The 24,677-nt window shown below is 74.1% G+C and carries 20 protein-coding genes and 1 pseudogene; 9 read left to right on the top strand and 12 right to left on the bottom strand.

What is annotated here, in order from left to right:
• The first annotated feature begins 183 nt into the window (after window positions 1-183).
• The gene (locus tag AB0J72_RS42685; RefSeq protein ID WP_363410309.1) at window positions 184-1,077 is read left to right on the top strand and encodes a universal stress protein; all 894 of its coding nucleotides are present in this window, start codon (window positions 184-186) and stop codon (window positions 1,075-1,077) included.
• A gap of 88 nt (window positions 1,078-1,165) precedes the next feature.
• Window positions 1,166-1,531: pseudogene (locus AB0J72_RS42680) on the top strand (CoA-binding protein); the annotation flags it as partial.
• 605 nt (window positions 1,532-2,136) lie between these two features.
• Here the strand turns inward: AB0J72_RS42680 and gap are convergent.
• A complete protein-coding gene (gene gap, locus AB0J72_RS42675) occupies window positions 2,137-3,159 on the bottom strand; it encodes a type I glyceraldehyde-3-phosphate dehydrogenase (protein WP_363410306.1) in 1,023 nt (340 codons plus the stop codon).
• A 211-nt stretch (window positions 3,160-3,370) separates the two neighbouring features.
• On the opposite strand from gap, the gene AB0J72_RS42670 reads away from it, so the two are divergent.
• Complete coding sequence (locus tag AB0J72_RS42670) at window positions 3,371-4,126, top strand: hypothetical protein (RefSeq protein WP_363410303.1); 756 nt, start codon at window positions 3,371-3,373, stop codon at window positions 4,124-4,126.
• 154 nt (window positions 4,127-4,280) lie between these two features.
• Here the strand turns inward: AB0J72_RS42670 and AB0J72_RS42665 are convergent, their stop codons facing one another.
• Window positions 4,281-5,945, bottom strand: a complete 1,665-nt coding sequence (locus AB0J72_RS42665) for a GAF domain-containing protein (RefSeq protein WP_363410350.1) — start codon at window positions 5,943-5,945, stop codon at window positions 4,281-4,283.
• A 35-nt stretch (window positions 5,946-5,980) separates the two neighbouring features.
• Complete coding sequence (locus AB0J72_RS42660) at window positions 5,981-6,616, bottom strand: response regulator transcription factor (RefSeq protein ID WP_363410300.1); 636 nt, start codon at window positions 6,614-6,616, stop codon at window positions 5,981-5,983.
• 263 nt (window positions 6,617-6,879) lie between these two features.
• Between AB0J72_RS42660 and AB0J72_RS42655 the strand changes: the two genes are divergently transcribed.
• Complete coding sequence (locus AB0J72_RS42655) at window positions 6,880-7,833, top strand: nitroreductase family protein (RefSeq protein WP_363410297.1); 954 nt, start codon at window positions 6,880-6,882, stop codon at window positions 7,831-7,833.
• Window positions 7,834-8,154: 321 nt separating this feature from the next.
• Here AB0J72_RS42655 and AB0J72_RS42650 read toward each other — a convergent pair whose 3' ends face one another.
• Genes AB0J72_RS42650 through AB0J72_RS42635 form a run of 4 tightly spaced genes read right to left on the bottom strand, consistent with a single transcriptional unit; the run spans window position 8,155 to window position 13,394 of the window.
• The gene (locus AB0J72_RS42650; RefSeq protein WP_363410295.1) at window positions 8,155-9,720 is read right to left on the bottom strand and encodes a hypothetical protein; all 1,566 of its coding nucleotides are present in this window, start codon (window positions 9,718-9,720) and stop codon (window positions 8,155-8,157) included.
• Window positions 9,717-10,943, bottom strand: coding sequence for a glycosyltransferase family 2 protein (locus AB0J72_RS42645; RefSeq protein ID WP_363410292.1), 1,227 nt, complete (start codon window positions 10,941-10,943; stop codon window positions 9,717-9,719). Before AB0J72_RS42645 ends, AB0J72_RS42650 begins: the two co-directional genes overlap by 4 nt.
• 10 nt (window positions 10,944-10,953) lie before the next feature.
• On the bottom strand, window positions 10,954-11,823 hold the full coding sequence (locus tag AB0J72_RS42640; protein ID WP_363410289.1) for an NAD(P)-dependent oxidoreductase: 870 nt from the start codon (window positions 11,821-11,823) through the stop codon (window positions 10,954-10,956).
• Window positions 11,820-13,394, bottom strand: a complete 1,575-nt coding sequence (locus AB0J72_RS42635; protein ID WP_363410286.1) for a GMC oxidoreductase — start codon at window positions 13,392-13,394, stop codon at window positions 11,820-11,822. The genes AB0J72_RS42640 and AB0J72_RS42635 overlap by 4 nt, the downstream gene beginning before the upstream one ends.
• A gap of 370 nt (window positions 13,395-13,764) precedes the next feature.
• On the opposite strand from AB0J72_RS42635, the gene AB0J72_RS42630 reads away from it, so the two are divergent.
• Window positions 13,765-14,979, top strand: coding sequence for an MFS transporter (locus AB0J72_RS42630; protein ID WP_363410283.1), 1,215 nt, complete (start codon window positions 13,765-13,767; stop codon window positions 14,977-14,979).
• Between the two features lie 151 nt (window positions 14,980-15,130).
• Complete coding sequence (locus AB0J72_RS42625; protein ID WP_363410280.1) at window positions 15,131-16,333, top strand: molybdopterin molybdotransferase MoeA; 1,203 nt, start codon at window positions 15,131-15,133, stop codon at window positions 16,331-16,333.
• Window positions 16,334-16,369: 36 nt separating this feature from the next.
• Here AB0J72_RS42625 and AB0J72_RS42620 read toward each other — a convergent pair whose 3' ends face one another.
• A complete protein-coding gene (locus tag AB0J72_RS42620) occupies window positions 16,370-17,917 on the bottom strand; it encodes a Rieske 2Fe-2S domain-containing protein (protein ID WP_363410277.1) in 1,548 nt (515 codons plus the stop codon).
• Between the two features lie 262 nt (window positions 17,918-18,179).
• On the opposite strand from AB0J72_RS42620, the gene AB0J72_RS42615 reads away from it, so the two are divergent.
• The gene (locus tag AB0J72_RS42615; protein ID WP_363410274.1) at window positions 18,180-18,944 is read left to right on the top strand and encodes a site-2 protease family protein; all 765 of its coding nucleotides are present in this window, start codon (window positions 18,180-18,182) and stop codon (window positions 18,942-18,944) included.
• A gap of 19 nt (window positions 18,945-18,963) precedes the next feature.
• Here the strand turns inward: AB0J72_RS42615 and AB0J72_RS42610 are convergent, their stop codons facing one another.
• Together AB0J72_RS42610 and AB0J72_RS42605 are read right to left on the bottom strand one after the other, a co-directional pair.
• Window positions 18,964-19,599, bottom strand: coding sequence for a response regulator transcription factor (locus AB0J72_RS42610; protein WP_344505863.1), 636 nt, complete (start codon window positions 19,597-19,599; stop codon window positions 18,964-18,966).
• A gap of 101 nt (window positions 19,600-19,700) precedes the next feature.
• Entirely contained in the window at window positions 19,701-19,919 is a 219-nt protein-coding gene (locus tag AB0J72_RS42605) for a three-helix bundle dimerization domain-containing protein (protein ID WP_363410271.1), read from the bottom strand.
• 262 nt (window positions 19,920-20,181) lie between these two features.
• On the opposite strand from AB0J72_RS42605, the gene AB0J72_RS42600 reads away from it, so the two are divergent.
• Window positions 20,182-20,832 (top strand): hypothetical protein, encoded by a 651-nt coding sequence (locus AB0J72_RS42600; RefSeq protein WP_363410268.1) that lies wholly within the window; start codon window positions 20,182-20,184, stop codon window positions 20,830-20,832.
• Window positions 20,833-20,955: 123 nt separating this feature from the next.
• Here AB0J72_RS42600 and AB0J72_RS42595 read toward each other — a convergent pair whose 3' ends face one another.
• Together AB0J72_RS42595 and AB0J72_RS42590 are read right to left on the bottom strand one after the other, a co-directional pair.
• The gene (locus AB0J72_RS42595; protein WP_363410265.1) at window positions 20,956-21,225 is read right to left on the bottom strand and encodes a DUF1876 domain-containing protein; all 270 of its coding nucleotides are present in this window, start codon (window positions 21,223-21,225) and stop codon (window positions 20,956-20,958) included.
• 328 nt (window positions 21,226-21,553) lie between these two features.
• The gene (locus tag AB0J72_RS42590; RefSeq protein WP_363410262.1) at window positions 21,554-22,024 is read right to left on the bottom strand and encodes a cyclic nucleotide-binding domain-containing protein; all 471 of its coding nucleotides are present in this window, start codon (window positions 22,022-22,024) and stop codon (window positions 21,554-21,556) included.
• Between the two features lie 206 nt (window positions 22,025-22,230).
• On the opposite strand from AB0J72_RS42590, the gene AB0J72_RS42585 reads away from it, so the two are divergent.
• Window positions 22,231-24,648 carry an EAL domain-containing protein gene (locus AB0J72_RS42585; protein WP_363410259.1) on the top strand — a complete coding sequence of 806 codons (2,418 nt, stop codon included), beginning with the start codon at window positions 22,231-22,233 and terminating at the stop codon, window positions 24,646-24,648.
• Window positions 24,649-24,677: the final 29 nt, after the last annotated feature.

Genomic DNA, 24,677 nt, shown 5'->3' with positions numbered 1-24,677 from the left:
GCGTCACAGCACCTCGGGACGCGGCCGGGCACCCAGCGGCGCCCGTCGGGAGGAGGAGGTGATTTCGCCCTGCCCGTGCGTGAACCAGGTCCGGCCGGGCAGGGGTACCGGACGCCGTGCCGCGCCGCGTGGCCCGTCCATCCTCGGCACCCGGCCGTGGCGCGGCCTCGGGAAGGGCGTGTGATGGCGAGCGGTCAGGTCGTGGTCGGCGTCGACGGCACGGCGCCGTCGCTGGAGGCCGTGCGCTGGGCCGCGGCCGCCGCCCAGCGGCGGGACGGGTCGCTGCACGTCGTGCTGGCCTACCACTGGCGGGTGCCGGCGGCGTTCGCGCCGCCCGCCGACCTGGCCGAGACCGCGCAACACCTGGCCGAGATGCTCGCCGCCGACGCCGCCCGCGAGGCCGGGTCCGTCGCGGCGGACCTCGACGTCACCGCCCAGGCCGTGCTGGGGCAACCCGCCGAGGTCCTGATCCGGGCCGGCGAGGACGCGGGGCTGCTCGTGGTCGGCACCCGCGGCCGCCACCGTGCCGTCGCCGCCGTCCTCGGCTCGGTCGCCCAGCAGGTGGCCACCCACGCCACCTGCCCGGTCACGGTCGTGCGTGGCCGGCAGGACCCGTCCGGTGGCGTGCTCGTCGGTGTCGACGAGTCGCCGTCCGCCGACGCCGCGCTGGAGCTGGCCTTCACCGAGGCCGCCCGGTGGCGTTGTGACGTCGTGGCGGTCCGGGCGATCGAGACGCCGATCGGGCTGCCCGCCGTCGGCCTGCCCCCGCTGGTGTACGACACGGTCGAGACCCGCCGGGCCCTGGAGGAAGCGGCATCCGCCCGCGTCGCGGCGGCGGGGCAGCGGCATCCGCGGGTTCAGTGGGAGTTCCACGGCGTCGCCGGCGACCCGGCCGACGTGCTGTGCGACCGGTCGCAGCAGGCTCGGCTCATCGTGGTGGGCAGCCGCGGCCACGGCGGGTTCGCCGGGCTGCTACTCGGCTCGGTCGGCCTGCGGCTGCTGCACCGCGCCGACTGCCCGGTGCTCGTCGCCCACCATCCGCCGGCACCGGCGCCCGGCGGGGCCGGCAGTCCGTGAAACGGGCCGTCCGCCCTGTGCGGCGGCGAAGGCCCGGGCAATGCTTGACGGTGTGGGCGAGGTCCCGCACGCATTGGAGGTGAGGGCAGTGTGTACCCCGCGGCAACTCCTGGCCGGGGCGCGGACGATCGCGGTCGTCGGAGCCTCTCGCGACCCGCTCGCGCCCGCGAACTGGGTGCCACGCATGCTGCAGGAGCACGGCTGGCGGACCATCCCGGTCAACCTGGAGGACGTCCGGCTGTTCGGCGAGCGGGTCTACGGCCGGCTGGCCGACATCCCGTGCCACGTCGACATCGTGAGCGTCTTCCGGCCCGCCGCCGACGTCCCCGGCATCGTGCGCGAGGCAGCGGCGGCCGGCGCCGGCGCCGTATGGCTGGAGCCGGGCACCGTCAGCCCGGAGGCGAGACACCTGGCCGGGGCGGCCGGCCTCGGCTACGTCGAGGACCTGTGCATCGGCGCGGAGCGGGCGCTGGGCCAGATGGTCGTCGGCGGCGTGACACCGGCGTCTCCGGTGTACGAAGGCCCCGGTGTGCCCCCGACTCCTGTGCCGCCGACTCCTGTGCCCCCGACTCCTGTGCCGCCGACACCAGTGCCGCCGATGCCCGTGCCCCCGACGCCCGTGCCTCCGGAGCCAGAGCCGGTGGCGGGGGACTCGGAGCCGCCCGCGCGACCGGCGCCCGCGCACGCGCGCTCGGCGGTGGCATGCCGGTCGGCCCGGCAGGCGCGTCACCGGCCGCGCGGCCGGCGCCCCTCGGTCCGGCAGCGGTCGCTCCGCCGGGTCAAGGAGAGCCACGGCCGCATCGACGGCTACTACGACATGTCCGACGATCGCACCACCACCTGGCCGGACGGCCGGCGAGCGGGCGGCACCCGGGCCGGCCTGCTGCACGGCCGGCCGATGCGACGGATCTTCACCGCCTGGCTCGCCGACAGCGACCATGCGACGGCCCCCCGCCGAGCGGCGCCCCTGGTCAGCCGCCACATGGCGGCCAGCCTGTAGACACCGGACGGAGCGCTGCCGTCCCGGCCGCCCCTGCCTGCCCCGCGGCGGACGACCCGTCAGCGCCCCGACCCGGCGAAGACCGCGGCGAGGTCGACGAGACGGTTCGTGTAGCCCCACTCGTTGTCGTACCAGCCGAAGACCTTCACCAGGTGCCCGTCGGCGGCGGTGAGGCCGGCGTCGAAGACGCAGGACGACGGGTCGCCGATGATGTCCCGGGAGACCAGCGGCGCTTCGCTGTAGCGCAGGATCCCCGCGAGGGGACCCGCGGCGGCCGCGGCGAACGCCGCGTTGATCTGCTCGGCCGTCGCCGGCCGCGCCAACCGGCAGGTCAGGTCGGTCATCGAGCCGTTCTCCACCGGCACCCGCAGTGCGACACCCCCGAGCCTGCCGGCCAGTTCCGGCAGGACCAGGCCGATGGCCTTCGCGGCGCCGGTACTGGTGGGGATGATGTTGACGGCCGCGGTCCGGGCCCGCCGCGGGTCCTTGTGCGGCGCGTCGAGGACCATCTGGTCGTTGGTGTAGGCGTGCACGGTCGTCAGGTACCCCTGCTCGATGCCGAAGGCCTCGTGCAGCACCTTCGCCATCGGCGCCGCGCAGTTCGTGGTGCACGACGCCGCGGAGACCACGTCGTGCAGCGCCGGGTCGTAGCTGCCGCTGTTGACGCCGGGCACGATCGTCGCGTCGACCTCCTTGCCCGGTGCGGAGATGAGGACCTTCCTGGCGCCGGCCTTCAGGTGGCCCGCGGCGTCGTCGCGGGTGCGGAACCTGCCGGTGGCCTCGATGACGAGGTCGACGTCGAGGTCCTCCCACGGCAGGGACAGCGGGTCCTTGTGGCGGAGCACCTCGATGTACTGCCCGCCGACGGTCATGCCGCCGCCGGACGGGTCGACGTCCACCTCGGCGCGCAGGCGGCCGAACGTCGAGTCGTGCTGGAGCAGGTGGGCGAGCGTCGCCGTGTCGTAGAGGTCGTTGACGGCGACGACGGCGAGGTCGCCGCCGAGCATCCCGCGGTCGACGAGACAGCGGATGAAGTCCCGGCCGATCCGGCCGAACCCGTTGACGGCGATCCGGTATGTCATGGCGTCCTCCTGAGAGCCCGGCCGTGGGACCGCGGCGGCCCCACCGTCCCACCATCCCCCCGCGCCGCACGGGCCGGCACGGGCCGAAGGTCATCACCCGGGAGGGCCATCGGCGGGCCGTGGTGAACAGGACCTTTGCCCCTGCCGGTTCCGGCGGCTTCCCGGGACCGTGATGGGTGGCAGGTGACGTCCGACGATCGAGGAGCGCGCGATGGTGGCGATCCACTACACCGCCCGTGGCGTGGCGCCGCTGACCGGTGCGGTCAGCCAGTCGCTGACGCGGGCCACGTTCGCCGCGCTCAACGCGCCGTCGGTGCAGGAGACGCAGCCGTGGCGCTGGCGGATCGACCGGGACAGGCTCGCCCTCTACGCGGACTGGAACCGGCGGCTGGCCGACGCCGACCCCGACGGCCGGCAGCTGCTGATCAGCTGCGGCGCGGCGCTGCACCACGCCCGCGTGACCCTCGCCGCCGAGGGGGTGGGCGTCGACGCGTGGCGCTTCCCGGACCCCGCCGATCCGGCCCTGCTGACCGAGCTGCGCTGCACCGGCCCGGTCGAGCGGCTGCCGCGGGCCGTCGCGCTGCACCGCGCGATCGCGGTCCGGCGCAGCGACCGGCGCCCGTTCGCCGACGTGCCATTGCCGCCGGAGCAGCTGGTGGTGCTCGAAGCGGCGGCCGGGGCCGGCTCGTACACGCTGAACGGGCCCGACCCGGAGCGCCGTGCCGCATACGTCGTGATCACCGCATCGGGCGCCGGACCGGGTGACTGGGTCGCCGCGGGTGAGGCGATGTCGGCGGTCCTGCTCGCGGCGACCGCGGCCGGGCTCGTCTCGTCGCCGGTCGACGACCTGACGGCGCTGCCCGGGCCGCCGGAGCCCCCGGCAGGAGCCCCGGGCCCCGTCGCGGCCGTCCGGGTCGGCGTCGCGGGGAGGGTCGGCGCCGTGCCGGCGCGGGCCGTCCCCGCCTGACCACACCCCGCCGCCGGGAGAAGCGGCGCGGGCCGTCTCCGTCTGACCGCACCCGCCGAGGCGGGTGCCGTCTCCGCCTGACCGCACTCCGCCGACGGGAGGGGGCGTCGCGCGGGCGCGGGACCGCACCCCCGCCGCCGGGTCGGGGGTGCCGTTACAGGGGCACGTGCCAGGCGACCCTGGTGCCGGGCGAGGCCGGCTCGACCGTGCAGTCGCCGCCCAGGTCGGCGGCCCGGGCCCGCATGTTCGGCAGCCCGTGCCCGGCCGGGTCGGCGGTCGCGGCGATACCCCGCCCGTCGTCCTGCACGGTCAGCGCCAGCCGCCCGTGCGTGACCGCCACCGTGACCTGCACCGAGCGGGCGTTCGCGTGCTTGGCGACGTTGCTCAGCGACTCGCGCAGCACGGCGAGGAGAGCGGTGCGCTCCGTGTCCGGCACGGCCGTGTCGACCGGCCCGTCGATGCGCAGCGCGGGCCGGAAGCCGAGCGCCTCGCGGGCCTCGTCGGCCAGGTCGCGGATCTCGGTGCGGAAGCTGTGCGGGGCGGGGCCGCGCAGCTCGAAGATGGCGCCGCGGATGTCGCGGATGGTGGTGTCGAGGTCGGTGACGACCCGGTCGATGCGTTGCCGCACGTCGGGCTGCCCGGACAGCCGGGTGGCGCCCTGCAGCTGCATCCCGGCCGCGAACAGCCGCTGGATGACGACGTCGTGCAGGTCGCGGGCGATGCGTTCCCGGTCGCCGACGACGGCCAGCATCTCCCGCTCGTCCTGCGCGCGGGCCCGCTCCAGCGCCAGGGCGGCCTGCCCGGCGAACGTCTCCACCATCGCCAGCTCGAGCCCCTCGGCGATGGCGACGCTGTCCTTGCGGTACGCGACGACGAGCACACCGAGCGCGACACCGCCGACCGCGAGCGGCACGAGCAGCGCCGTGCCCGTCGACAGCAGCACCGGCCAGTTCGCCGCCGACCCGAGGTCGGTGACCACCGACAGCTGCTGCCGGTGCAGCACCTCGGTGAACTCGCTGCCCGCCACCGGGATCGACCAGCCGGCCGCTTCGTCCGGTCCGCCGACGGCCACCTCGACCGTGAGCCGCTCGGCGGTGTCGTCGACGAGCAGCACCATCGCCAGGTCCGCGTCGGCGACGTCCAGCGCCCGGCTCGCGACGAGCTCGAGGGCCTCGGTCCGGCGTACCTCACCCAGCAGCACCGACGTGATCTCCGCGGCGGCCATGAGCCAGCGCTGCCGTCGCTCCGCCTGCGCGTAGAGGCGGGCGTTGTCGATGGCGGCGCCGGCCGCGACGGACAGCGCGGCGACGAGGTTCTCGTCGTCCTGCGTGAACTGCTCCCCGCCGCGCTTCTCCGCCAGGTACAGGTTGCCGAACACCTGGTCACGGATGCGGATCGGCACGCCCAGGAAGCTGTGCATCGGCGGATGGTTGGGCGGGAACCCGTACGCGCGCGGATGCTGGGTGATGTCCTCGAGGCGGATCGGGCGCGGCTCCTCGATCAGCAGCCCCAGCACGCCGTGGCCGCGGGGCAGGTCGCCGATCTCGGCGCGGTCGGCGGCCGTGACGCCGTGGTTGATGAACTCGACCAGCATCCGGTCCGGCCCGATCACGCCCAGCGCGCCGTACCGCGCGTCGGCGAGCTGGCAGGCGGCCCGCACGATCCGGTCCAGGGTGCTGTGCAGGTCGAGGTCGGAGCCGATGCCCACGACCGCGTCCAGCAGCGCGCGGAGCCGCTCCCGGCTGGTCATGACCTCGCCGACCCGGGTGAGCAGCTCCTGCAGCAGCGAGTCGAGGTCGACCCGCGACAGTGACGGCAGCGGCAGCGACGGCTGCCACGTGCCCCGCTCGCCGGTCACGGCTGCTTCAGCAGGCGGGAGGCGAGGACGGCGGCCTGGGTGCGCCGCTCCAGGCCGAGCTTCGCCAGCAGGCTGGAGACGTAGTTCTTCACCGTCTTCTCCGCCAGGAACATCCGCTCGGCGATCTCCCGGTTGGTCAGGCCCTCGGCGATGTGCTGCAGGATCTTGCGCTCCTGGTCGGTGAGGTTCTTGAGCTCGTCGGGCTGCTCGGGGCCCTTGCGGATGCGCTCCAGCACCCGGGCCGTGACGGCCGGGTCGAGCAGTGACTGGCCGGCGGCGACCCGGCGGATGCCGTCGATGAGGTCGGTGCCGTGGATCTGCTTGAGGACGTAGCCCGACGCGCCGGCCATGATCGCGGCGAACAGGGCCTCGTCGTCGTCGTACGAGGTGAGGATCAGCGCCTTGATGGACGGGTCGACGGAGCGGACGTCGCGGCAGACGTCGATACCGCTGCCGTCGGGGAGCCGGCCGTCGAGCACGGCGACGTCGGGCCGCAGCGCGGGAATGCGGTGCGTGGCGTCGACGGCTGACCCGGACTCGCCGACGACCTCGATGTCACCTTCGCGCTCCAGCATCTCCCGAAGCCCGAAGCGGACCACCTCGTGGTCGTCGAGCAGATACACCCGGATCATGTGGCCCCTTCCACCGTGACGTTTCGCCGGTACGGCACAATCTGCGCCACCATCGTGTCACGCCCGGCCTGTGGCCCTGTGTGCCGGTGCCGCCGCCGGCCGTCCCTCGGGTGCGGTCCGGCCACGGCATCCCGGTCCTGACCCGCCGCACGGGTGTGAACTGCCGGGTGATTCGGCGGGTGGGGAGGTCCGCCCCGCACCGTTGCGCCGGGACGGTCGGCGACCGTGGAGAGGAGGGGACCGGACCTGTTCGGGAGGGTGCGATGACCGACGTCGACATCTGGTCGGATGCCACCTTCATGGCCGCGGTCGGCGAGGCCGTGTGGGCGCCGTCGATCCACAACAGCCAGCCGTGGCGGTTCCGGCGCACCGCCGACGGCATCGAGGTCCTGGTCGACCGAGACCGCGTCCTGCCGGTGTGCGACCCGGACCTGCGCGCGGCGCGCGTCTCGTGCGGCGCGGCCGCCTTCAACCTGCGCCTGGCGCTCGCCGTCGCCGGAGCGCCGGCAGTCTGGACGATCGGATCCGGCGACGTGGTCGTCCACCTCGTGCCGGACCGCGGCAGACCGGTCACCCCGGCGGAGTGCCGCCTGCACCGGCAGATCCGGCGCCGCCACACCAACCGGTCCGGGTTCGCCGAGGCCCAGGTCGCGCCGGGCGTCATGACACAGCTGGTGGAGGAGGCCGCCGACGAGGGCGGCTGGCTGCACGTCGTCGACGGCGAGTCGGCGCTGTGGACGGTCGCGCAGCTGACCCGGGAGGCCGACGCGCAGTTGAAGGCGGACCCGGCCTACGTCGCCGAGCTGCGCGCATGGACCTCGGCGGACGACGACGTGCAGGGGGTGGGGCGGGCCGCCGCGGGCGCCGCGCCCCACTCGGCCGAGATGATGCCCCGCCGCGACTTCGGCGGACCTTCCAGGGAGGACACCCGGGACCTCACCGGGGCCCCTGTCGTCGCCGTTCTCGGCTATCAGGGCGAACACCGCATGCACGAGATCCAGGCGGGCATGGCGCTGCAACGGGTGCTGCTGCGCGCCGCCGACCTCGGCCTCGCGACGGCGATGTACTCCCAGCCGATCGAGGTGCCGGCGGTCCGTGAGCGGTTGCGGCTCGCCCTGCGGCGCCCGTACTCCCCGCAGCTCGTCCTGCGGTTCGGGTACGCGCCGACGACGTGCTACACGAACCGCCGCCCGGTCGGCGACGTCATCGACCGCTGACCGCCGGTGCCGCGGCGCCGGATCCCTGGTCAGTCGTGCCCCGGGCCGGGCTGTGGCCGCGCTTCACCCGACCGGGGTCGACGCTTCGACGGCGGGGAAGTGTCCGATCATCGCCCGACAGCGAGCGGCCAGGCCGACGACCGCGCCAGCGCGGAGTGGTTGATTGGAGTCGGGTCGGCCCTACCGCAGATGGCATCCGCCGGAGTCATCGCCCCCCGCAGCACGGCAGCGTCGGGCCGGCCCCGCACGGCGTGCCGGGTCGGTCCGGCCCGCGGCCAGCGCCGCGGGCCGGCCACCTGGACGGCAGCGTCCTGTGGGCTCTCACCTGCGGGGCGTCCGGGACCGGGGGATGCCGGTGGCCTTGCGGCGTGAGGTCTCGACGCCGGCGGTGTGCACCCGGCGGGTCGAGGCCGCCGTCTCCTCCGCGGACGGTGCCGGCTCGGGCGAGCCGGTCTGCGCCGGGGCGGCGTCCGGCGTGGTGGGGCGGGACGCGACCCGGTGGGCCGCCAGCACGGCCGCCAGCGGCGCCGTCACCAGCAACGGCACCAGGAAGCGCAGGTCGATGACCGACAGCGTGATGCCCAGCATCAGCAGGGACAGGCTCATGACCGCCAGCAGCACGCTGTCGGCGGCCTCCCGGTCGCGGAGCCGCCGGCCGCCGCCGCGCCTGCGCCGCACGGTCGCGGCGAGCGCGAACAGGGCGAGCAGCACCAGGGCCGACGGTGGCAGCACGAAGGTCTGCCCGTAGGCCCACAGCGCACTGTTCAGCGGCGTGACCGTGGGCGCGGCGCCGCCGGAGCCCGTCGGCTGGAAGTCGCGCGCCATGAGCGTCGCCGTGCAGTTGCTCACCTGGTTGCCGGACCGCCCGCCGGACGGCATGGTCCACAGATCCGTGGTGCAGGCGATCCGGGCCGGTGCCGGCCAGCCCGGCTGCACGAGGTGCCAGGCGTCGGTGGCGACCGCGGCGGCGAAGTCCCCGGGCTGCTCGCGGATCGCCTTCAGCGCGAAGTGCCGGAAGAGCCAGTCGTGCTCCGGACCCGGATAGCGTGCGCCGATGCGGTCGCGGTCCAGCTCCCACAGGTACATGTCGCTGACCTCACGGTGGCCGAGCGGCTCCGGCGGGCAGATCTGCCGTTCCTGCGGGGTGAAGTCGGTGCGGGTGCAGTCGACGAACGTCGTGGTGCGCTGCCACAGGTACCGGCCGGTGTAGCTGTTCAGGGCGTAGGCGTCGTGGTGCCGGTCGTACCACACCATGTAGGCGACGACCGGGACGACCAGCGACACGGTGAACAGCGCGATGCGCCGCCAACCGACCCGCCGCACGATCAGGTACAGCAGCACCAGCGCGGCGATGGGCTGGCCGACGGTGCGGGTGAGCGTGACCAGCGCGAAGACCAGACCGCTGAGGCCCATGAGCCACAGCGGGGGCCGCCGCGACCACATCAGCAGGGCGACGCCGGCGAGCAGGAGGAACGAGAACAGCGTCTCGGACAGCACGTAGTGCTCGAGCTGGATCTGGCGCGCGTCCAGCAGCACCGGCGCCGACGCGAGGGCGGACCAGCTGCGCCGCACCCCTCGCCTGGTGCACAGCGCGTAGATGCCGACCCCCATGACCAGGCCCATCAGGTGCTGGACGGCGGAGACCGAGGCGATGTGGCCGGTCATGCCGAGCACCTTGAGCATGGCCGGGTATCCGAAGGGCCAGATCGGGCTCGGCGTGCCGGAGCTCGCCGCGTCCATGTACCCCCGCGTGTCGTAGAAGTAGCCGAACGCCGGGTAGTAGGCGGCCATCATGGCGACCCGCAGCAGCGCGCCGGCCGTGACGAGCCCGGCGAGCGCCCGGTGCTCCCGGAGCCACGCGCCGGCCATCCGCCACGCGCCGGTCATCGCAGCGACGTCTGCGAAGCGACCGGGCGCTGCGCCGGGATCTCCGGCTCGGCGTCGGCCGCGGGCGGGCTCGTACGGCGGACGGCCGCACGCAACGACAGCAGGCTCGCGAACAGGCCCGAGAAGATCAGGATGATGCCCAGCGCGATGGCCGTCGCCGACGGCAGCACCAGGCGCAGGGTCTCCCGCGGGTCCAGCCGGCCGAAGCCGCCGGCGCCCCAGTCGGTGACCGCGACCAGCGTGCTGACCAGGCCGGCGAGCCCGACCAGCAGGCCACCGGCGACGCACCGTTCGAAGCTCAGCCACCGCACCCATCGGACGTGCTTGTCCTCGCGGGTGATGCCTTCCTGGATGCCGTACAGCCGGGCGAACCCGCCGAAGATCAGCAGCTGCGCCCCGACGAGCGTGGCGAGGGACGAGTAGACCAGGGCGCTGACGTCGAAGGAGACGCCGAACACGTGCCGCTCCCCGGGCAGCAGGAGGGCCGTGCCGGTCAGGCCGGCCAGCGCGAGGACCAGGCCTGGGACGAGCAGCGTGCGCTTCGGCGCGAAGATCAGCAGGAAGCGCAGGTGTCGCCAGCCGTCCCGCCAGGTCCGCAGGTGCGGCGGGCGGCTGCGGCCGTCGCGCCCCAGCGGGGTGGCGACCTCGCTGATCGAGTACTTCGCCAGCGCGGCCCGGATGACCAGCTCGCTGGCGAACTCCATGCCCGCCATGCAGAGCCCGAGCGCGCGGATCCGGTCGCGGTGGAAGCCGCGCAGGCCGCAGTGGAAGTCGCCGACGCCCGGCAGCGCGAAGAGCATCCGGCCGAGCCAGGACAGCACGGGATTGCCGAGGTACCGGTGCAGCGCGGGCATGGCGCCGCGGGTGATGCCGCCCTTGAAGCGGTTGCCCATGACGACGTCCTTGCCGGCGCGCAGCTCGGTGATGAACGGGCCGAGGTTGCCGAGGTCGTACGAGTCGTCGGCGTCACCCATGATCACGTAGCGGCCGCGGGCGGCCTCGATGCCGGCGAGGAGCGCGCCGCCGTAGCCGCGGACCGGGGCGTGGACGAGCGTCGCGCCGGCGGCCGTGGCGATGGCCTGCGAACCGTCGGTCGACCCGTTGTCGGAGACGACCACCTCGCCGATGACACCGAGCTCGGCCAGCCCCTTCAACGCCTTCCGGACGCAGGTCTCGATGGTCTCCGCCTCGTTGAGGCAGGGCAGGACCACGCTCACTTCCACGGGGGCGGTGCTACCGGACATGAAAGGGTTCCCCCGAGGTCGTCGAACGGGCAAAGTCGCGGAACGGGACGCCGACGGAGCGGGTCGGCGCGAAGTCGGGGGACGGGTCCTGGTTGAGCACGCTCACGACGCTGTCGCTGCGGAACGGCACGCGCAGGCCGACCACCTCGGCGGCCTTGAGCGGCAGCCAGACCGACCGCCACGGCACCGGCACCACGGTGACCGAGCGGCGTTGCCTGGCCGCGAGCTCCAGGAGGACCTGCCGCAGCGTCCAGCCGCGCTCGTGCGCGGCGATGACCGGCTCGCCGGGCGCGACCAGCGCGGGCCGGATGACGAGACGGCGGATCAGGGCGGCGACGTCGTCCTCGTGCGCCGGGTAGAGCACCTGCCGGCCGTTGCCGATCAGCGGAACGACCGGCAGCCTGCGCACCATGGCGTTCAGGGCGCCGACCACGCCGCCGGGCTGGTCGCCGAAGACGAGGCCGGGCCGCACGACGAGGGCACCCAGCCGGTGCGCCGCGTCCTCCACGGCGAGCTTGGCCCGGCCGTAGTCGCTGCGGCAGCCGGGGAAGGCGCTGATGGTCGAGACGAACACGATCGTCTGCGCACCCTCGGCGCGGGCCTGCTCCATCAGCCGGATCGAGCCCCGCACGTTGCGTGCCACCAGGTCCGCGCGGGTGTGCAGGGAGAAGTCCCAGGCGCAGTGGACCAGCGCGGTCACGCTGTTGTCGCGGAAGATGCCGGCGTCCGCCCCGCCGGTGAGGGTGAACCGTGCGGCCGGCGTGCTGCGGCCCATGGGGACGACCCGGCCGACGCCGGCCAGCCGCTGGCAGATGCGGGAGCCGAGGTAGCCCGAGGCGCCGGTGACCGCGACCTTCACCGGTGCGCCCCCGGATGGGCGCCGATGCGGTAGGCGTTCGCCATGACGGTCAGCGTGATCGTGCTGGCGGTGATGGTGGGGAACACGCTGGAGTCGACGAGGTGCACGCGCTCGAACCCGGCCGGGCGCCCCAGCGGGTCGGTCTCGAGCTCGCCCGGCTCCCGCCGCATCGGCAGCGTGCCGCCGCAGTGGAAGCCGCGTCCCGGCTCGCCGAGCTTCATCGCCGCGCCCAGCGGCACCGCCCGGATCAGGGAACGGTGCCGGCGCAGCTTCGCGACGAGCCTCCTGAGCACGGCGCGGGTCCGCGGGCTGCGCCGCCCCTGCAGGTCGAGCACCCCGTCGCGGCGCAGGGTGAGGCCGATCTCGCCGGACAGGTCCGAGTGCAGGTAGCCCTGGATCAGCAGCATCCGGCGCAGGAACGCCGCCGAGATCGGCCGGAACGCCGGCCGCGCCGCGCGCAGGGCCGTGGCGATCGCCTGCCGGTAGAGCTCGTTGTAGGTGTAGACCTGCAGGTGGACGCTGTTGGCGGACAGTTCGGGGTCGAACACCTCCAGGAACGCCTGAGCGAGCGTGTGCAGCGGTTCGTCGAAGACGCCCCGGACGCCGGCGTAACGCAGCATCGGCAGCAGGAAGTACTGGCTGTCGCGGACGACGACCTCGCGGTCGTAGGCGCCGATCGACGCCAGCACGAGCTTGGTGGTGCTCAGCACGCCGGCGCCGACGTAGAGCCGGGAGGCGACGTGCCGGACCGCCTCGCCGGTACGCCGGTCGCGGCCCTCGATGTGCACCTCGCCGCCGCGCTCGGTGAACCCGGTGACGACCACGCCCGGCACGTAGGTGACCTTCCGCTGCGCGACGAGCTCCTGCAGCGTGCGCGCCGGGTTGTAGATCAGCCCGTACGGGCAGCCGAACATGCACAGGCCGCACCGCTCGCACGGCTGCCCGCCGGCGTTGCGGCTGGCGACCGCGAGACGGGCCCGGCCGAACAGGAACCCGTTGCTGCGCAGGGCCTCGCGGTTGGACCTCAGGTCACGCAGCAACGCCTCGGCCTGCCGGCTCACCGGCAGCGACTCCAGCCGCGGCGCATAGGTGGGGAACCGCTCCGCCAGGTCGTCGTCGGCGCCCGACAGCCCGACGAACGACAGCACCTGCTCGAAGCACGGGCCCAGCTCGCCGGGCTCGGTCGGCCAGGACTCCAGCTCCGCCGGCAGGTAGGGCAGCACCGCCGCCCCCCAGACGTTGCCGAACCCGCCCTTGCCGAACGACGGCACCACGCCGACACCGGTCGCGCGGGACGGCAGGTGCCGGTCGGCGTCCCGGTACGGGAAGTCGGAGCCGAAGCTGACCTTCAGCGGGACGCCGCCGGGTCCCGCGCCCATGTTGGCCTTGACCGCCGACACGTCGCCGGGGCTCCACTGCGCCGGCCGCTCGGCGGCCATCCGCGCGACGGTCGACGCGCGGGCGGGTTCGAGCGTCAGACCCGCGTCCAGCACCGTGACGTGAAGACCCTGCCGGGTCAGGGCGACCGCCGCGGCGGTGCCGGCCGGACCGGACCCGATGACATAGATCATGCCTGGATGCCGCCCGGGATCAGGCACGGCACGGCGTCACGGGGCGGGCGCGCCGCCCGGAATGTCCACAGTGGACCTAGGTCGGCTCGGTGGTGGTGCTGCGCACGCGGGATCATGGCTCACCTCCGTCGGCAGTCCACCACCGCGGGGGCGCGGTGGACGCGGGCATCGGCCATTTCTCACCCCGGTCTCACCCGAATCTCACACATGAACCGAGGGTCCGGGTCCACGGCCGCACGGTCCCGGCGATTCGGGTCTTAGGTCCCTGGGCCCGCGCGCTGTGCGCTCCGATCCTGGAGATCAGCAGCTCACCGCGGTCGACGGCGGCCGGACGCCCGAGCCGCCACCCGAACCTACGGAAGAGACGATGATGAGTGGACACACTGCACCCGCGGTGACCGGGGCGCGCCGGGGGACGATGCTGGCGATCGCCACGGCCGGCTTCGCGGTCAACTTCTGGGCCTGGGCACTGCTGAGCCCGCTCGCGCCGAAGCTGAAGGACGCCCTGCACCTGAGCCCGCTGCAGCAGGCGCTGCTGGTCGCGGTGCCCGTCGTCGTCGGCTCGCTCGGCCGGATCCCGGTCGGCGCATTGACCGACCGGTTCGGCGGGCGGGTCATGTTCCCGCTGGTGTCGCTCGCGACGATCGTCCCGGTGCTGTACCTGGGGCTCGCCGGGCAGCAGTCGCTCACCGGCCTGCTCGTCGGCGGCTTCTTCCTCGGCATCGGCGGGACCGCTTTCGCCGTCGGCGTCCCGTTCGTCACCGCCTGGTTCCCGCCCGCGAAGCGCGGCCTCGCCGTCGGCGTCTTCGGCATGGGCATGGGCGGCACCGCGATCAGCGCGCTCACCACCGTCAAGCTCGTCGGCGCCTACGGCAGCACGATGCCGTTCGTGCTCACCGCGATCGTCCTCGCCGCGTACGCGCTGCTGGCCGGGCTGCTGCTGCGCGACGCGCCGGACCGGACCGTGCCCGCCGAGCCGCTCGGCCGCCGCCTCGCCGCTACGCTCAAGCTCCGCGTCACCTGGCACGCCTCCGCCCTCTACGCGGTCGCGTTCGGCGGCTACGTCGCGTTCTCCGTCTACCTGCCCGCGTACCTGAAGACCGCGTACGGCCTCGCGCAGGCCGACGCCGCCAACCGCATGGCCGGGTTCGTGCTGCTCGCCGTGGTGATGCGACCGATCGGCGGCTGGCTGTCCGACCGGATCGAACCGGCCCGGGTCCTGACCGGCACCCTGCTGGTCGTCGGGGTCGCGGCGCTCGTGCAGACGTTCACGCCGGCCCTCACGCCGCTGGGCACCGTCGCCTTCCTGTCCCTGGCCGCCGCGCTCGGAGCCGGCAGCGGAGCGACGTTCGCGCTCGTCGCGCAGCTCGCCCCGGCGAACAAGGTCGGCTCCGTCACCGGTGTGGTGGGCGCCGCGGGCGGCCTCGGCGGGTTCGTGCCGCCGCTGCTGATGGGCAGCATCTACGGCCGGTACGGCTCCTACGCGATCGGCCTCGCGCTGCTCGCGGTCGTCGCGGCGGCCGCGGTGCTGCTGACCGCCACCGTCGTGCGCAGGTCGGCGCGTGCCGTCCCGGGCCGTGCCTGACCGCCCGCCGGCCCTGCCGCCCGGGGTGCGCCGGGCGGCGGGGCCGCCGCGTGAGGGGCTCCGCCCGGCACGCGGCGTAGCGGCGGACAATCGTTACTGGAAGCGGACTTTCGGCGAGGAACGGGCGACCTGTCCGGATACGGTGGAGAGCATGACCGCGGCAATCACCCGCCCGCATCACCCACGGCGCCATGCCGGCGGGACCCCGTGGGCGGCCGCCCGCGCGCTGGCGCACCGCGTGGCCGAGCCGCTGGACCTCGTCGAGGTGCCGCTGACGGGCTCGGCCGGCCGCACCCTGGCCCGGCCGCTCGTCGCCGCCGTGGACCTGCCGGGCTTCGACAACGCGGCCATGGACGGCTACGCGGTCCGCGGCGACGGTCCGTGGCGGGTCGTCGGCGGCGTCCTGGCCGGCGGCCCGGGCGCGGCGCCGCTCGCGCCCGGCGAGGCGGTCGAGATCGCCACCGGCGCGCCGGTCCCGCGCGGTGCCGACCGGGTCGTGCCCTACGAGGTGGTCGCCCGCCACGGCGCGGTCGTGTCCGCGTCCGGCGACGGCGCCGGCAAGCGCCACATCCGGCGGGCGGGGGAGTACGTCACCGCCGGGCGGCCCGTCCTGCCCGCGGGGTCGGTGCTGACCGCCGCCGCGCTGGGGCTCGCCGCGAGCGTCGGCGTGGACGTCGTCACCGTCCGGCGCGCACCGACCGTCCGCCTGCTGCTCACCGGCGACGAGATCGTCACGGCCGGCACCCCGGCCCCCGGCCAGGTGCGCGACGCGATCGGGCCCACCCTGACGGCGCTGCTGCGGGCCTGGTCCGCCGACCTGGTCGACGTGCGGTGGACACCGGACCACCCGGCGGCCGTCACGGCCGCCGCCGTCGAACGCTCGCTGGGCGACGTCGACGTCACCGTGGTCGCGGGCGCGTCGTCGGTCGGCCCGGCCGACGCCCTCCACGACGTGCTCACGACCGCCGGCGCGACGCTCCACGTCGACGGCGTCGACTGCCGGCCCGGCCACCCGCAGGTGCTCGCCTCGCGCGCCGGGCACTGGCTCGTCGGGCTCCCCGGCAACCCGTTCGCGGCCATGGTCGCCGCCTTCACGCTGCTGCAGCCGCTGCTCGCCGGGCTCGCGGGCCGACCGCTGCCGGCCCTGCCCCGGGTGTGCCTGGACGGCGCCGCACGGGTGCACGCCACCGCGACCAGCATCGTGCCGGTCCGCTGGGACGGCGCCGCGCCGAGCGTGGTCGACGGCGCCCGCCCCGGCCACCTCGGCGCCGCGGCCCTCGCCGACGCGCTCGCCGTCGTGCCACCCGGGTGGTGCCCCGGCGAGCCGGTCGAGCTGCTGGTCCTGCCGCAGTGACCCGCCCTGGCGCCAGCCGGGCGCCAGGGCCGGCGGTCACGCCGGGTCGAGCCGCCGGGCGCGGATGGGGTGGCCCGCGCTCGTCACGCACCGGCCGGTGGGCAGGTCGAACTTCCAGCCGTGCATCTGGCACGTCAGCACGCTGCCGTCGAGCTTGCCGAAGCGTTCCAGGTTGGCCTTCAGGTGCGGGCAGTGACCCTGCACCGCCCAGTCGCCGATGACGATCTCCTCGCCGTCGCTGGTCCGGCCGGCGTACCACGCCTCGGCGTAGCGCAGCCGCTCCTCGCTGAGGCACTTGAAGAAGGTGTAGACGTACTCGTTGTACTGGCCGACCCGGGCGGCGGAGAAGCGGCAGGACAGGAACAGGCTGTTGACCCAGTCGGTCTCTCCGGTCGCCAGCAGGTGCTCGATCAGGCCGCGGCGGGTGCGGAAGCGGTACCGGGCCCGTTCGTCACCGGCGGCGCGCACCTCGCGGGCCGTGAAGTCGAAGACGATGCTCTGCACCACGGTGTCGGCGTCGTCGGTCAGGTCGAAGCGGACCGGCCCGCCGATGCCGGCGGCGATGTGCTCGCTCGCGGCCATCAGCGGCTGCACCCGGCGGACCAGCTCCGCGAGCACGTCGACCTCCGGGTGCGGCCACGCCGCCCTGGCGGCCTCGATCACGGGGCGCTGCCGCCGCTGGTAGTCGCGCAGGTAGCCGGCCTTGCCGGCGAAGAACCCGCGGACGTCGCCGACCGGGTGCTCGGCCTCGCACGCGTCCGGGGTGATCGTGGCCGTGCTGCCGGGCAGCAGGATCACGCCGTTGGTGTGGCCGAGACGCTCGTAGTGGTCGATGAAGTCCTGCTGGTCGGGGAAGATGTTGCCCTCGTCGCCGAAAAGGTCGTTGACGCCCCACAGCTCGTCGTCGAGGAAGCAGGGCGGGCCGGCGATCGGGAAGACCCAGCCGGCGTCGAGCTCCTCGACGTACCGCATCGTCCGGTCGAACTGGCGCTCCCGCTTCTGCTTGCCGAAGGCGCGTTTCGCGGCGGCGGGCAGCTCGTAGACCATCGGGTACCAGATGGCGCCGGAGAACTGCAGCAGGTGCGCGTGCACGGGCCCGAGCCGCGCGAACTCGGTCAGGTCGCGGGGGCGGGCGTCGTTCTGGTTGAGCAGCCGCACGCCGTCGTGCTCGACCCAGATCGACGAGTCGCCGATCGGACCGTCCGTCGGCGACACGAGCGCCTGGATCATGACGTTGAGCCCGCCGTCCAGGGCCACCGGCTCGCCGCTGCGGGTGCGCAGGAACGACCGGAACCCGAGCGCCCGCAGCTCGTCCTCCAGTTCGCTGGTCGGGTACTCGGGCAGCAGTACCGTGGCCGACTTCGACACGTGCCGGCGCAGGTGCTCCGCGTCGAAGTGGTCCCGGTGCAGGTGCGACACGTAGAGGTAGTCGCAGCGGCCGAGCCGGTCCCAGTCGAGACCGGAGTTGTCGGGGAACGGGAACCAGGAGGCGAGGAACGCCGGGTTCACCCACGGGTCGCACAGGATGGTGCCGGCCGGTGTCTCGATCAGCATGCCGGCGTGGCCGGTCCCCGTAACCCGCATGGGCGCACGTTCCTCTCCGCCGCCGCGGACGTGGCGGCACGGTGCCGAGCCTGCCGCCTGCAGGCCGGGCCGGGCAGGGCTGAAGGGCCCGACCGGCACCATGCCGAAAGTCCTTGACCCGAGCGGCACGAGGACCGATGGCACCGGGACGTCCGCCGCCGTGCTCCAGCGCCGCGGCGCGCGAGACTTGAGGTGCTGGGGAACGGCGGAGCCGCCCCGTTCCGCTCGCTCCGTGGCACCGTCCACCGGGGGCAGGTGTGACATGAAACAGACGCTGCGGCTCGGACGCGTCGCGGGAATCCCGATCGGCGTCCACTGGTCGGTGCTGGTCATCATGATGCTGCTGGCGCGGAGCCTCGCCACCGCCGTCCTGCCGGCCGATGCGCCGGGCACCCCCAGGCCGGTCGCCTGGCTGTTCGGCGCCGCCGGTGCCCTGCTGATGCTGCTGTCGCTGCTCGCCCACGAGCTCGCGCACGCCCTGGTGGGCCGGCACTTCGGCATCCGGGTCGAGCGGCTGACGCTCTGGCTGCTCGGCGGCATGGCCGAGTTCCGCGACGAGCCGCCCAGCGCGCGGGCCGACCTCCTGGTGGCCGGTGCCGGCCCGCTGACGAGCGTCGCGGCGGCGGCGGGGTTCGGGTCCGTCGCGGTGCTGCTGTCGGCCGTCGGCGGGCCGGTCGCCGTCGTCGTCGTGCTGCTCTGGCTGACGACGATCAACCTGCTGCTCGCCGTGTTCAACCTGCTGCCCGGTGCCCCGCTCGACGGCGGCCGGGTGCTGCGGGCCGCGCTGTGGTGGTGGCACGGCGACCGCGCGCGGGCCGCGCTGACCGCCGTCCGGGTCGGTCACGCGCTGGGCGTGACGCTGATCCTCGCCGGGCTGGTCGAAGTGGTGATCTTCGGCCTGATCGACGGTCTCTGGACGGCGCTGGTGGGCTGGTTCCTGCTCATGGCGGCCGGCGCGGAGGGCGAGTCGGTCCGGTCAAAGGGTGACGCCCAGCGGCAGCAACCGAAGACCGGTGCGTTCCGATAGCGGCGCACCCGCCCCCGGGTCAGTGCTTGCCGAGCAGGCGGGAGGCGAGCACCGCCGCCTGGGTGCGCCGCTCCAGCCCGAGCTTCGCCAGCAGGCTGGAGACGTAGTTCTTCACCGTCTTCTCCGCCAGGAACATCCGCTCCGCGATCTCCCGGTTGGTCAGGCCTTCCGCCACGTGCAGCAGGATCTTGCGCTCCTGGTCGGTGAGGTTCTTGAGCTCGTCGGGCTGCTCGGGGCCCTTGCGGATGCGCTCCAGCACCCGGGCCGTGACGGCCGGGTCGAGCAGCGACTGGCCGGCGGCGACCCGGCGGATGCCGTCGATGAGGTCGGTGCCGTGGATCTGCTTGAGGACGTAGCCCGACGCGCCGGCCATGATCGCGGCGAAGAGCGCCTCGTCGTCGTCGTACGAGGTGAGGATCAGCGCCTTGATGGACGGGTCGACGGAGCGGACGTCGCGGCAGACGTCGATGCCACTGCCGTCGGGGAGCCGGCCGTCGAGCACGGCGACGTCGGGCCGCAGCGCGGGAATGCGGTGCGTGGCGTCGACGGCTGACCCGGACTCGCCGACGACCTCGATGTCACCCTCCCGCTCGAGCATCTCGCGCAGGCCGAAACGGACGACTTCGTGGTCGTCGAGCAGATACACCCGAATCATGGCTTCATTGTCACCCGGCGCCCACCCGCGCGGGCAGGCCGAAAGTCCCGGGCTGCCCCGGCCCTTCGGCACTGAACCGGCCGGCGCCGATGCCGCCGGCCCTACGCGGCCGGCTCGTCGAGGATGCGTCGCGCGTCCCGTTCGACCAGCACCGGGACGAACGCGTGCACCTCCGCGGTCGCGTACAGGTCGGTCACCTGGTTGACGGTCTGCCGGACCGTCTCCGGGTCGTGCCGGCCGGCGTACCGCCGGATCAGCCGCTCCGTCGCGTGTTCGATGGCGTGCAACTCGATCCTGGTCTTGGCTTCGGCGGCGAACATCGTCCCGGTCCCTTCGTCGATGGTGCCTGTCCGATGCAGACACTCGTGGACCGGCCGCCGCCGCGGCAGAGACGTTGGGCCCGTGCCGGCGGGACCGCCGTCCCGCTCCCGGGATGCCGCGCACCGCCGCCGGAGGTCCCGCGGAAGCCCGGGACGTAGGTCCCGTCGATGTGGGTGGTTGTGCTCTGTGGCGGGCCGGTGCCCGCACCGCAAGCTGTTGCCATCACATCGACGCACTTACCAAGGCCCCGGAGGGCACGCCATGAAGCGCAAGACGCTCGACATCCTCGTCGGTCTCGGCCTCGTCGTCCTGGCAGGGCTGTTGCTGGTGGCCGGTCTGGTGTTGACCAGCAACGCGAACTTCGCCAACGACTACGTCAAGGACCAGCTCGGCCAGCAACAGATCTCCTTCAAGCCGGCGGCGACCCTGACGGCGGAGGAGAAGGAGTCGGCCTGCCTGGTCAAGTACGCCGGTCAGCAGCTGACCACCGGCAAGCAGGCGGAGTGCTACGCCAACGAGTTCATCGGCCTGCACCTCAAGTCGATCGCGGGCGGCAAGACCTACGCCCAGATGGGTGACGTTCAGACCGACCTGAAGGCGAAGATCGCCGCGCTGCCGAAGGACGACCCGGCCGTCGCCGATCTGCAGAAGCAGCTGACCGACGCCAACACGGCCCGCGAGACCGTGTTCAAGGGCGAGACCCTGCGCGGCCTGCTGCTCACCTCGTACGGCTTCAGCGAGTTCGGTGCCAAGGCCGGCCAGGCCGCGCTCGTCGCGTACTTCGCCGCCGGCCTGCTGCTCCTGCTCGGCGCCGCCGGTCTCGTCCACGCCGCCGCGACCCCCGGGACCAAGGGCTTCGCGGTCCCCGACCGGGCGGTGAAGGCCGGCGACGAAGGGCTCGTCAGCGCCTGACCGCCGCCTGTACCCTCCGAACCCCCGACCCGGGCCTCCCAGTGAGCGCCCGGGTCGGGCGCGTGTCGGCATCGGGCCGCCCGACCGGTGGCCTGCCGGTCCGGCAGTCGTGGACGGGCGCGGTCAGGCCAGCAGCCGCACGCGCTCGTCGGTGGCGGCCTGGATGTCGGCCGCCGCCGAGAGCAGCAGCTGGTGGCCGAGGTCGTTGAGCGCACGGGCGACGGCGAGCTCGTCACCGATCTCCGGCACGTTCTCGTCGGCGGGGTTGAGGCGGGCCCGGCCGACGCCGAGTTGGTGGCTGTCGTCTTCGGCGTGCAGCCTGGCCTCGGCGTGGGTTTCTCCCTCGGTCTCACCGATGAGCAGGTCCACCGTCCAGTGCTTGGTCGTGGTCATGATCTCCTCCAGTCCGGTCGTTCGTCGCGCCGCGGGGCGACGCGTCACCTCCGACGGACCCGCGACCGGGCCGCGATCCGGGTCGCTCACGTCGATCTCGAACGAAGGCGGGAGCCGGGGTCGTGGCGCCCCCGCATGCGAACGTGCACGTCGCCGTGCCACCAACAGCGGTGCCGCGACGCCGGCGATCCTCTGTGACCGCTGGGTCGACCGAGGAAGCTGAGCGGGCCGTCGTGCTGGGTGAAGGCGTGACCGTTCCAACGGTACCCCGCGGGCCTGTCACAACCGGCGTGTTCGTCACCGCGCCGGCGCGGCTACGCGGCCGGGGTCACCGCGTCGACTCCGGTGCCCGGTCCAGGTCGAGCATCCGCAGCCGGGTCGCCTGCATCCGCTCGACGACCACCCCGATCAGGCGCCGGGTCAGCTCGTAGCCGAGCTCCGGCTCCTCGGCGCACATCGCGCGGACGCCCGCGGCGTCGAAGCAGATCGCCAGGACGGGCGTGTCGGCCGTGGCGCCGAAGTGCCAGCGGTACGGCGGGAACAACCACGACCAGCCGAGCACCTGTCCGGCGCCGATGGTCTCCACGACGACGTCGCCGCGGCCGGGCAGGTGCGTGTCGAGACTCACCAGCCCGTCACGGATGAGCCAGAACCGGTCCGCCCTGCCGCCCTCGCTGAAGAGCCGGGTGCCCGCGCGGACCGTCACGCGGTGCGAGTAGTGCGCCATGCGCTCCAGGAACCGGTCCGGCACACCGGCCATGAACGGATGCTCGACGAGCAGATCGTGTGCGGTGATCATCGATCTCACCTCAACCGTCGGGTGGTGGTCTCCGCCTCCAGACAACGTGCCCCCGGCCGGTCCCAGGTAGAGCCACGGGGCCTCCGGTGGCAGGACCTACGGCCCTGTCGCCGGCCGGGTCGTTCGGGGACGCGCGGCGGCAAGTCTTCAGGCCCGGGGTCCGGCGGCCGATAGTGCGGTTGAGGACTGACTCCTGGAGGATTGCGGTGACCCTGCGGCGCAAGCTCGTCGGTGGGTACCTGCTGGTCGCGGTCCTGGTGGCGCTCGTCGGGGTGGTGGCCTGGCGGGTCGACGTCGGGTCCGCGCGCCGTGCGGCGATCACCGAGGCCGAGCACGTCGCGTTCGGGGTGGCCAGGGACGTCGCGTTCGGGCTGGCCCCGGACTCCGCCGGGGAGGACCCCGGCCCGCTGTACGACAAGCCTGAGTGGCTCCACGCCTACCTGCGGCGGCTGCGCGACCTGCAGGGCCGCGACATCGTCGTCGTCGACCGCCGGCAGGTGGTGCTCGGCGGCGCGGTCCCGGACCACGTGGGCACCACCTTCGACCATGACACCGCGGACCAGGTCGGCGCCACGATCCGCGACCGGGTGCCGCGGACCTTCGGGGAGGTCAGCGACGACCACCCGGACGGCATCAAACAGGTCGTCGTCCCGCTCGTCGGCCGCTACGACGTGACGCTCGGCGCGGTGATCCTCGAGTACACCCCCCTCTACGACGAGATGGTCGCCTCCACCGGCCGGGCGCAGCTGACGATCGCCACCGTCTGCGGCGCCGGCGTGCTGCTCGTGCTCCTGGTCGGCGGGCTCCTCGCGTCGTCGGTGACGCGGCGGGTCGCGACGCTGACCGCGGCGGTGCACGACGTCCGCGACGGCGCCTACGAGCGGCGGGTGCCGGCCGGCGGCCGCGACGAGATCCACCAGCTCGGCCGGGCGTTCAACGACATGGCCGCCGAGCTCGGACGCTCCGCCCGCGAGATCCTCGCCAAGGAGTACACCGACGCCATCCTGGCCAGCGCGGCCGAAGGCATCTGCGGCGTCGACGAGCACGACCGCATCACGTTCGCCAACGCCGCGGCGGGACGGCTCACCGGGCTCGGCGTCGACGGGCTGCTCGGCCGGCCCGCCGCCACGGTGCTCCCGGACGTCGACCCCGCGCTGGGCGAGGGCCGCGCCGACACCGTGCGGGAGCGGGACATGCCGGCTCCGGACGGGTCGTCGGCCCGCGTCTCCTGCACCATCAGCCCCATCATGAGGGACGGCCGGCGCGCCGGGGCGGTGCTGCTGCTGCGGGACGTGACCCGCCAGCGCGCGCTGGAGCACGAGCTGCGCCACCAGGCGCTGCACGACGGGCTCACCGGGCTGCCCAACCGGGCGCTGTTCAACGACCGCCTCGACCAGGCGATGACCCGCAGCGCAACCGGGCACGGGCCGGCCGGGGTGCTGTTCGTCGACCTCGACGGGTTCAAGCGCGTCAACGACAGCCTCGGGCACAGCGCCGGTGACCAGCTGCTGCGGATCGCCGCCGAGCGGCTGCGCGACGCGGTGCGCCCCGGTGACACCGTCGCCCGGTTCGGCGGCGACGAGTTCGGCATCCTCGTCGAGCCGGCCGGCGAGACCGTCGTCGCACGGCTGCCGGAGCGGTTGCTCCAGGCGATGAGCGAGCCGTTCCTGCTCGGCGGGCGCGAGGTGACGGTCACCGCGAGCGTCGGCGCCGTCTGGGACGCCGCCCGGCACGCCGACGCGGACGAGGTGGTCCGCAACGCCGACGTCGCCATGTACGCCGCCAAGGAGCAGGGCAAGGCCCGCTGCGTGGACTTCCAGGCCGACATGCACACCCGCATCGTCGAACAGCTCGACCAGGAGCACCGGCTGAAGACCGCCATCGAGCGCGGGGAGCTGCGCCTGTACCTGCAGCCGATCGTCGAGACGCTCGCCGGCCGCACCGAGGGCGTCGAGGCGCTCGTGCGGTGGCAGGACCCCGCGGCCGGGCTGCGGGCGCCGGGCACGTTCCTGCCCCTCGCCGAGAGCGCCGGGCTCATCACCGACATCGACCGGTGGATGCTGCGGGAGAGCTGCCTGACGCTGCGCGCGTGGCAGGACGACGACGCCGCGGGCGCCCCCGACTGGATCACGGTCAACATCTCCGCCGCGCTGCTGGACAGCCCCGACCTGCCGGACCTCGTCACGCGGACGCTGCGCGAGACGGGCCTGCGCCCCGAGGCGCTGGTCCTGGAGGTCACCGAGACCACCCTCATGCGCGACGTGACGGGCACCGCGCCGCGGCTGGAGCGGCTGCGGTCGACGGGCGTGCGCATCGCCATCGACGACTTCGGCACCGGGTACTCGTCCCTGGGCTACCTCCGGGACATCCCCGCCGACGTGCTGAAGGTCGACCGGTCGTTCCTCGAGGGGCTCGTCGGCAGCGACCGCCACCGTGGCCTGCTCGCCGCCGTCGTACAGCTCGGGCACACCCTCGGCCTGCGGGTCGTGGCCGAGGGCGTCGAGGACGCCGCGCAGCTCGCCGAGCTCGTCGGCCTCGGTTGCCGGTACGCGCAGGGGTACCACCTGGCCCGCCCGGCGCCGGTCGGGCAGCTGCGCACCGCCGCCGAGCTCGTCCGCGGCTGACCCGGTCCGGGCCGCACGCTGCGGCGCCG

This window comes from Dactylosporangium sp. NPDC049742 (assembly GCF_040674675.1).
Lineage (GTDB): Bacteria > Actinomycetota > Actinomycetes > Mycobacteriales > Micromonosporaceae > Dactylosporangium > Dactylosporangium maewongense.
Note: the sequence above shows the minus strand (reverse complement) of the source record. Positions and strands in the feature narration are given on the sequence as shown.

Excerpts from the sequence above, each read along its gene's own strand:
- AB0J72_RS42685 (WP_363410309.1), top strand. The coding sequence starts at position 184 with ATGGCGAGCGGTCAGGTCGTGGTCGGCGTCGACGGCACGGCGCCGTCG.
- gap (WP_363410306.1), bottom strand. The coding sequence starts at position 3,159 with ATGACATACCGGATCGCCGTCAACGGGTTCGGCCGGATCGGCCGGGAC.
- AB0J72_RS42670 (WP_363410303.1), top strand. The coding sequence starts at position 3,371 with ATGGTGGCGATCCACTACACCGCCCGTGGCGTGGCGCCGCTGACCGGT.
- AB0J72_RS42660 (WP_363410300.1), bottom strand. The coding sequence starts at position 6,616 with ATGATCCGGGTGTATCTGCTCGACGACCACGAGGTGGTCCGCTTCGGG.
- AB0J72_RS42655 (WP_363410297.1), top strand. The coding sequence starts at position 6,880 with ATGACCGACGTCGACATCTGGTCGGATGCCACCTTCATGGCCGCGGTC.
- AB0J72_RS42650 (WP_363410295.1), bottom strand. The coding sequence starts at position 9,720 with ATGACCGGCGCGTGGCGGATGGCCGGCGCGTGGCTCCGGGAGCACCGG.
- AB0J72_RS42635 (WP_363410286.1), bottom strand. The coding sequence starts at position 13,394 with ATGATCTATGTCATCGGGTCCGGTCCGGCCGGCACCGCCGCGGCGGTC.
- AB0J72_RS42630 (WP_363410283.1), top strand. The coding sequence starts at position 13,765 with ATGAGTGGACACACTGCACCCGCGGTGACCGGGGCGCGCCGGGGGACG.
- AB0J72_RS42625 (WP_363410280.1), top strand. The coding sequence starts at position 15,131 with ATGACCGCGGCAATCACCCGCCCGCATCACCCACGGCGCCATGCCGGC.
- AB0J72_RS42620 (WP_363410277.1), bottom strand. The coding sequence starts at position 17,917 with ATGCGGGTTACGGGGACCGGCCACGCCGGCATGCTGATCGAGACACCG.
- AB0J72_RS42615 (WP_363410274.1), top strand. The coding sequence starts at position 18,180 with ATGAAACAGACGCTGCGGCTCGGACGCGTCGCGGGAATCCCGATCGGC.
- AB0J72_RS42610 (WP_344505863.1), bottom strand. The coding sequence starts at position 19,599 with ATGATTCGGGTGTATCTGCTCGACGACCACGAAGTCGTCCGTTTCGGC.
- AB0J72_RS42605 (WP_363410271.1), bottom strand. The coding sequence starts at position 19,919 with ATGTTCGCCGCCGAAGCCAAGACCAGGATCGAGTTGCACGCCATCGAA.
- AB0J72_RS42600 (WP_363410268.1), top strand. The coding sequence starts at position 20,182 with ATGAAGCGCAAGACGCTCGACATCCTCGTCGGTCTCGGCCTCGTCGTC.
- AB0J72_RS42595 (WP_363410265.1), bottom strand. The coding sequence starts at position 21,225 with ATGACCACGACCAAGCACTGGACGGTGGACCTGCTCATCGGTGAGACC.
- AB0J72_RS42590 (WP_363410262.1), bottom strand. The coding sequence starts at position 22,024 with ATGATCACCGCACACGATCTGCTCGTCGAGCATCCGTTCATGGCCGGT.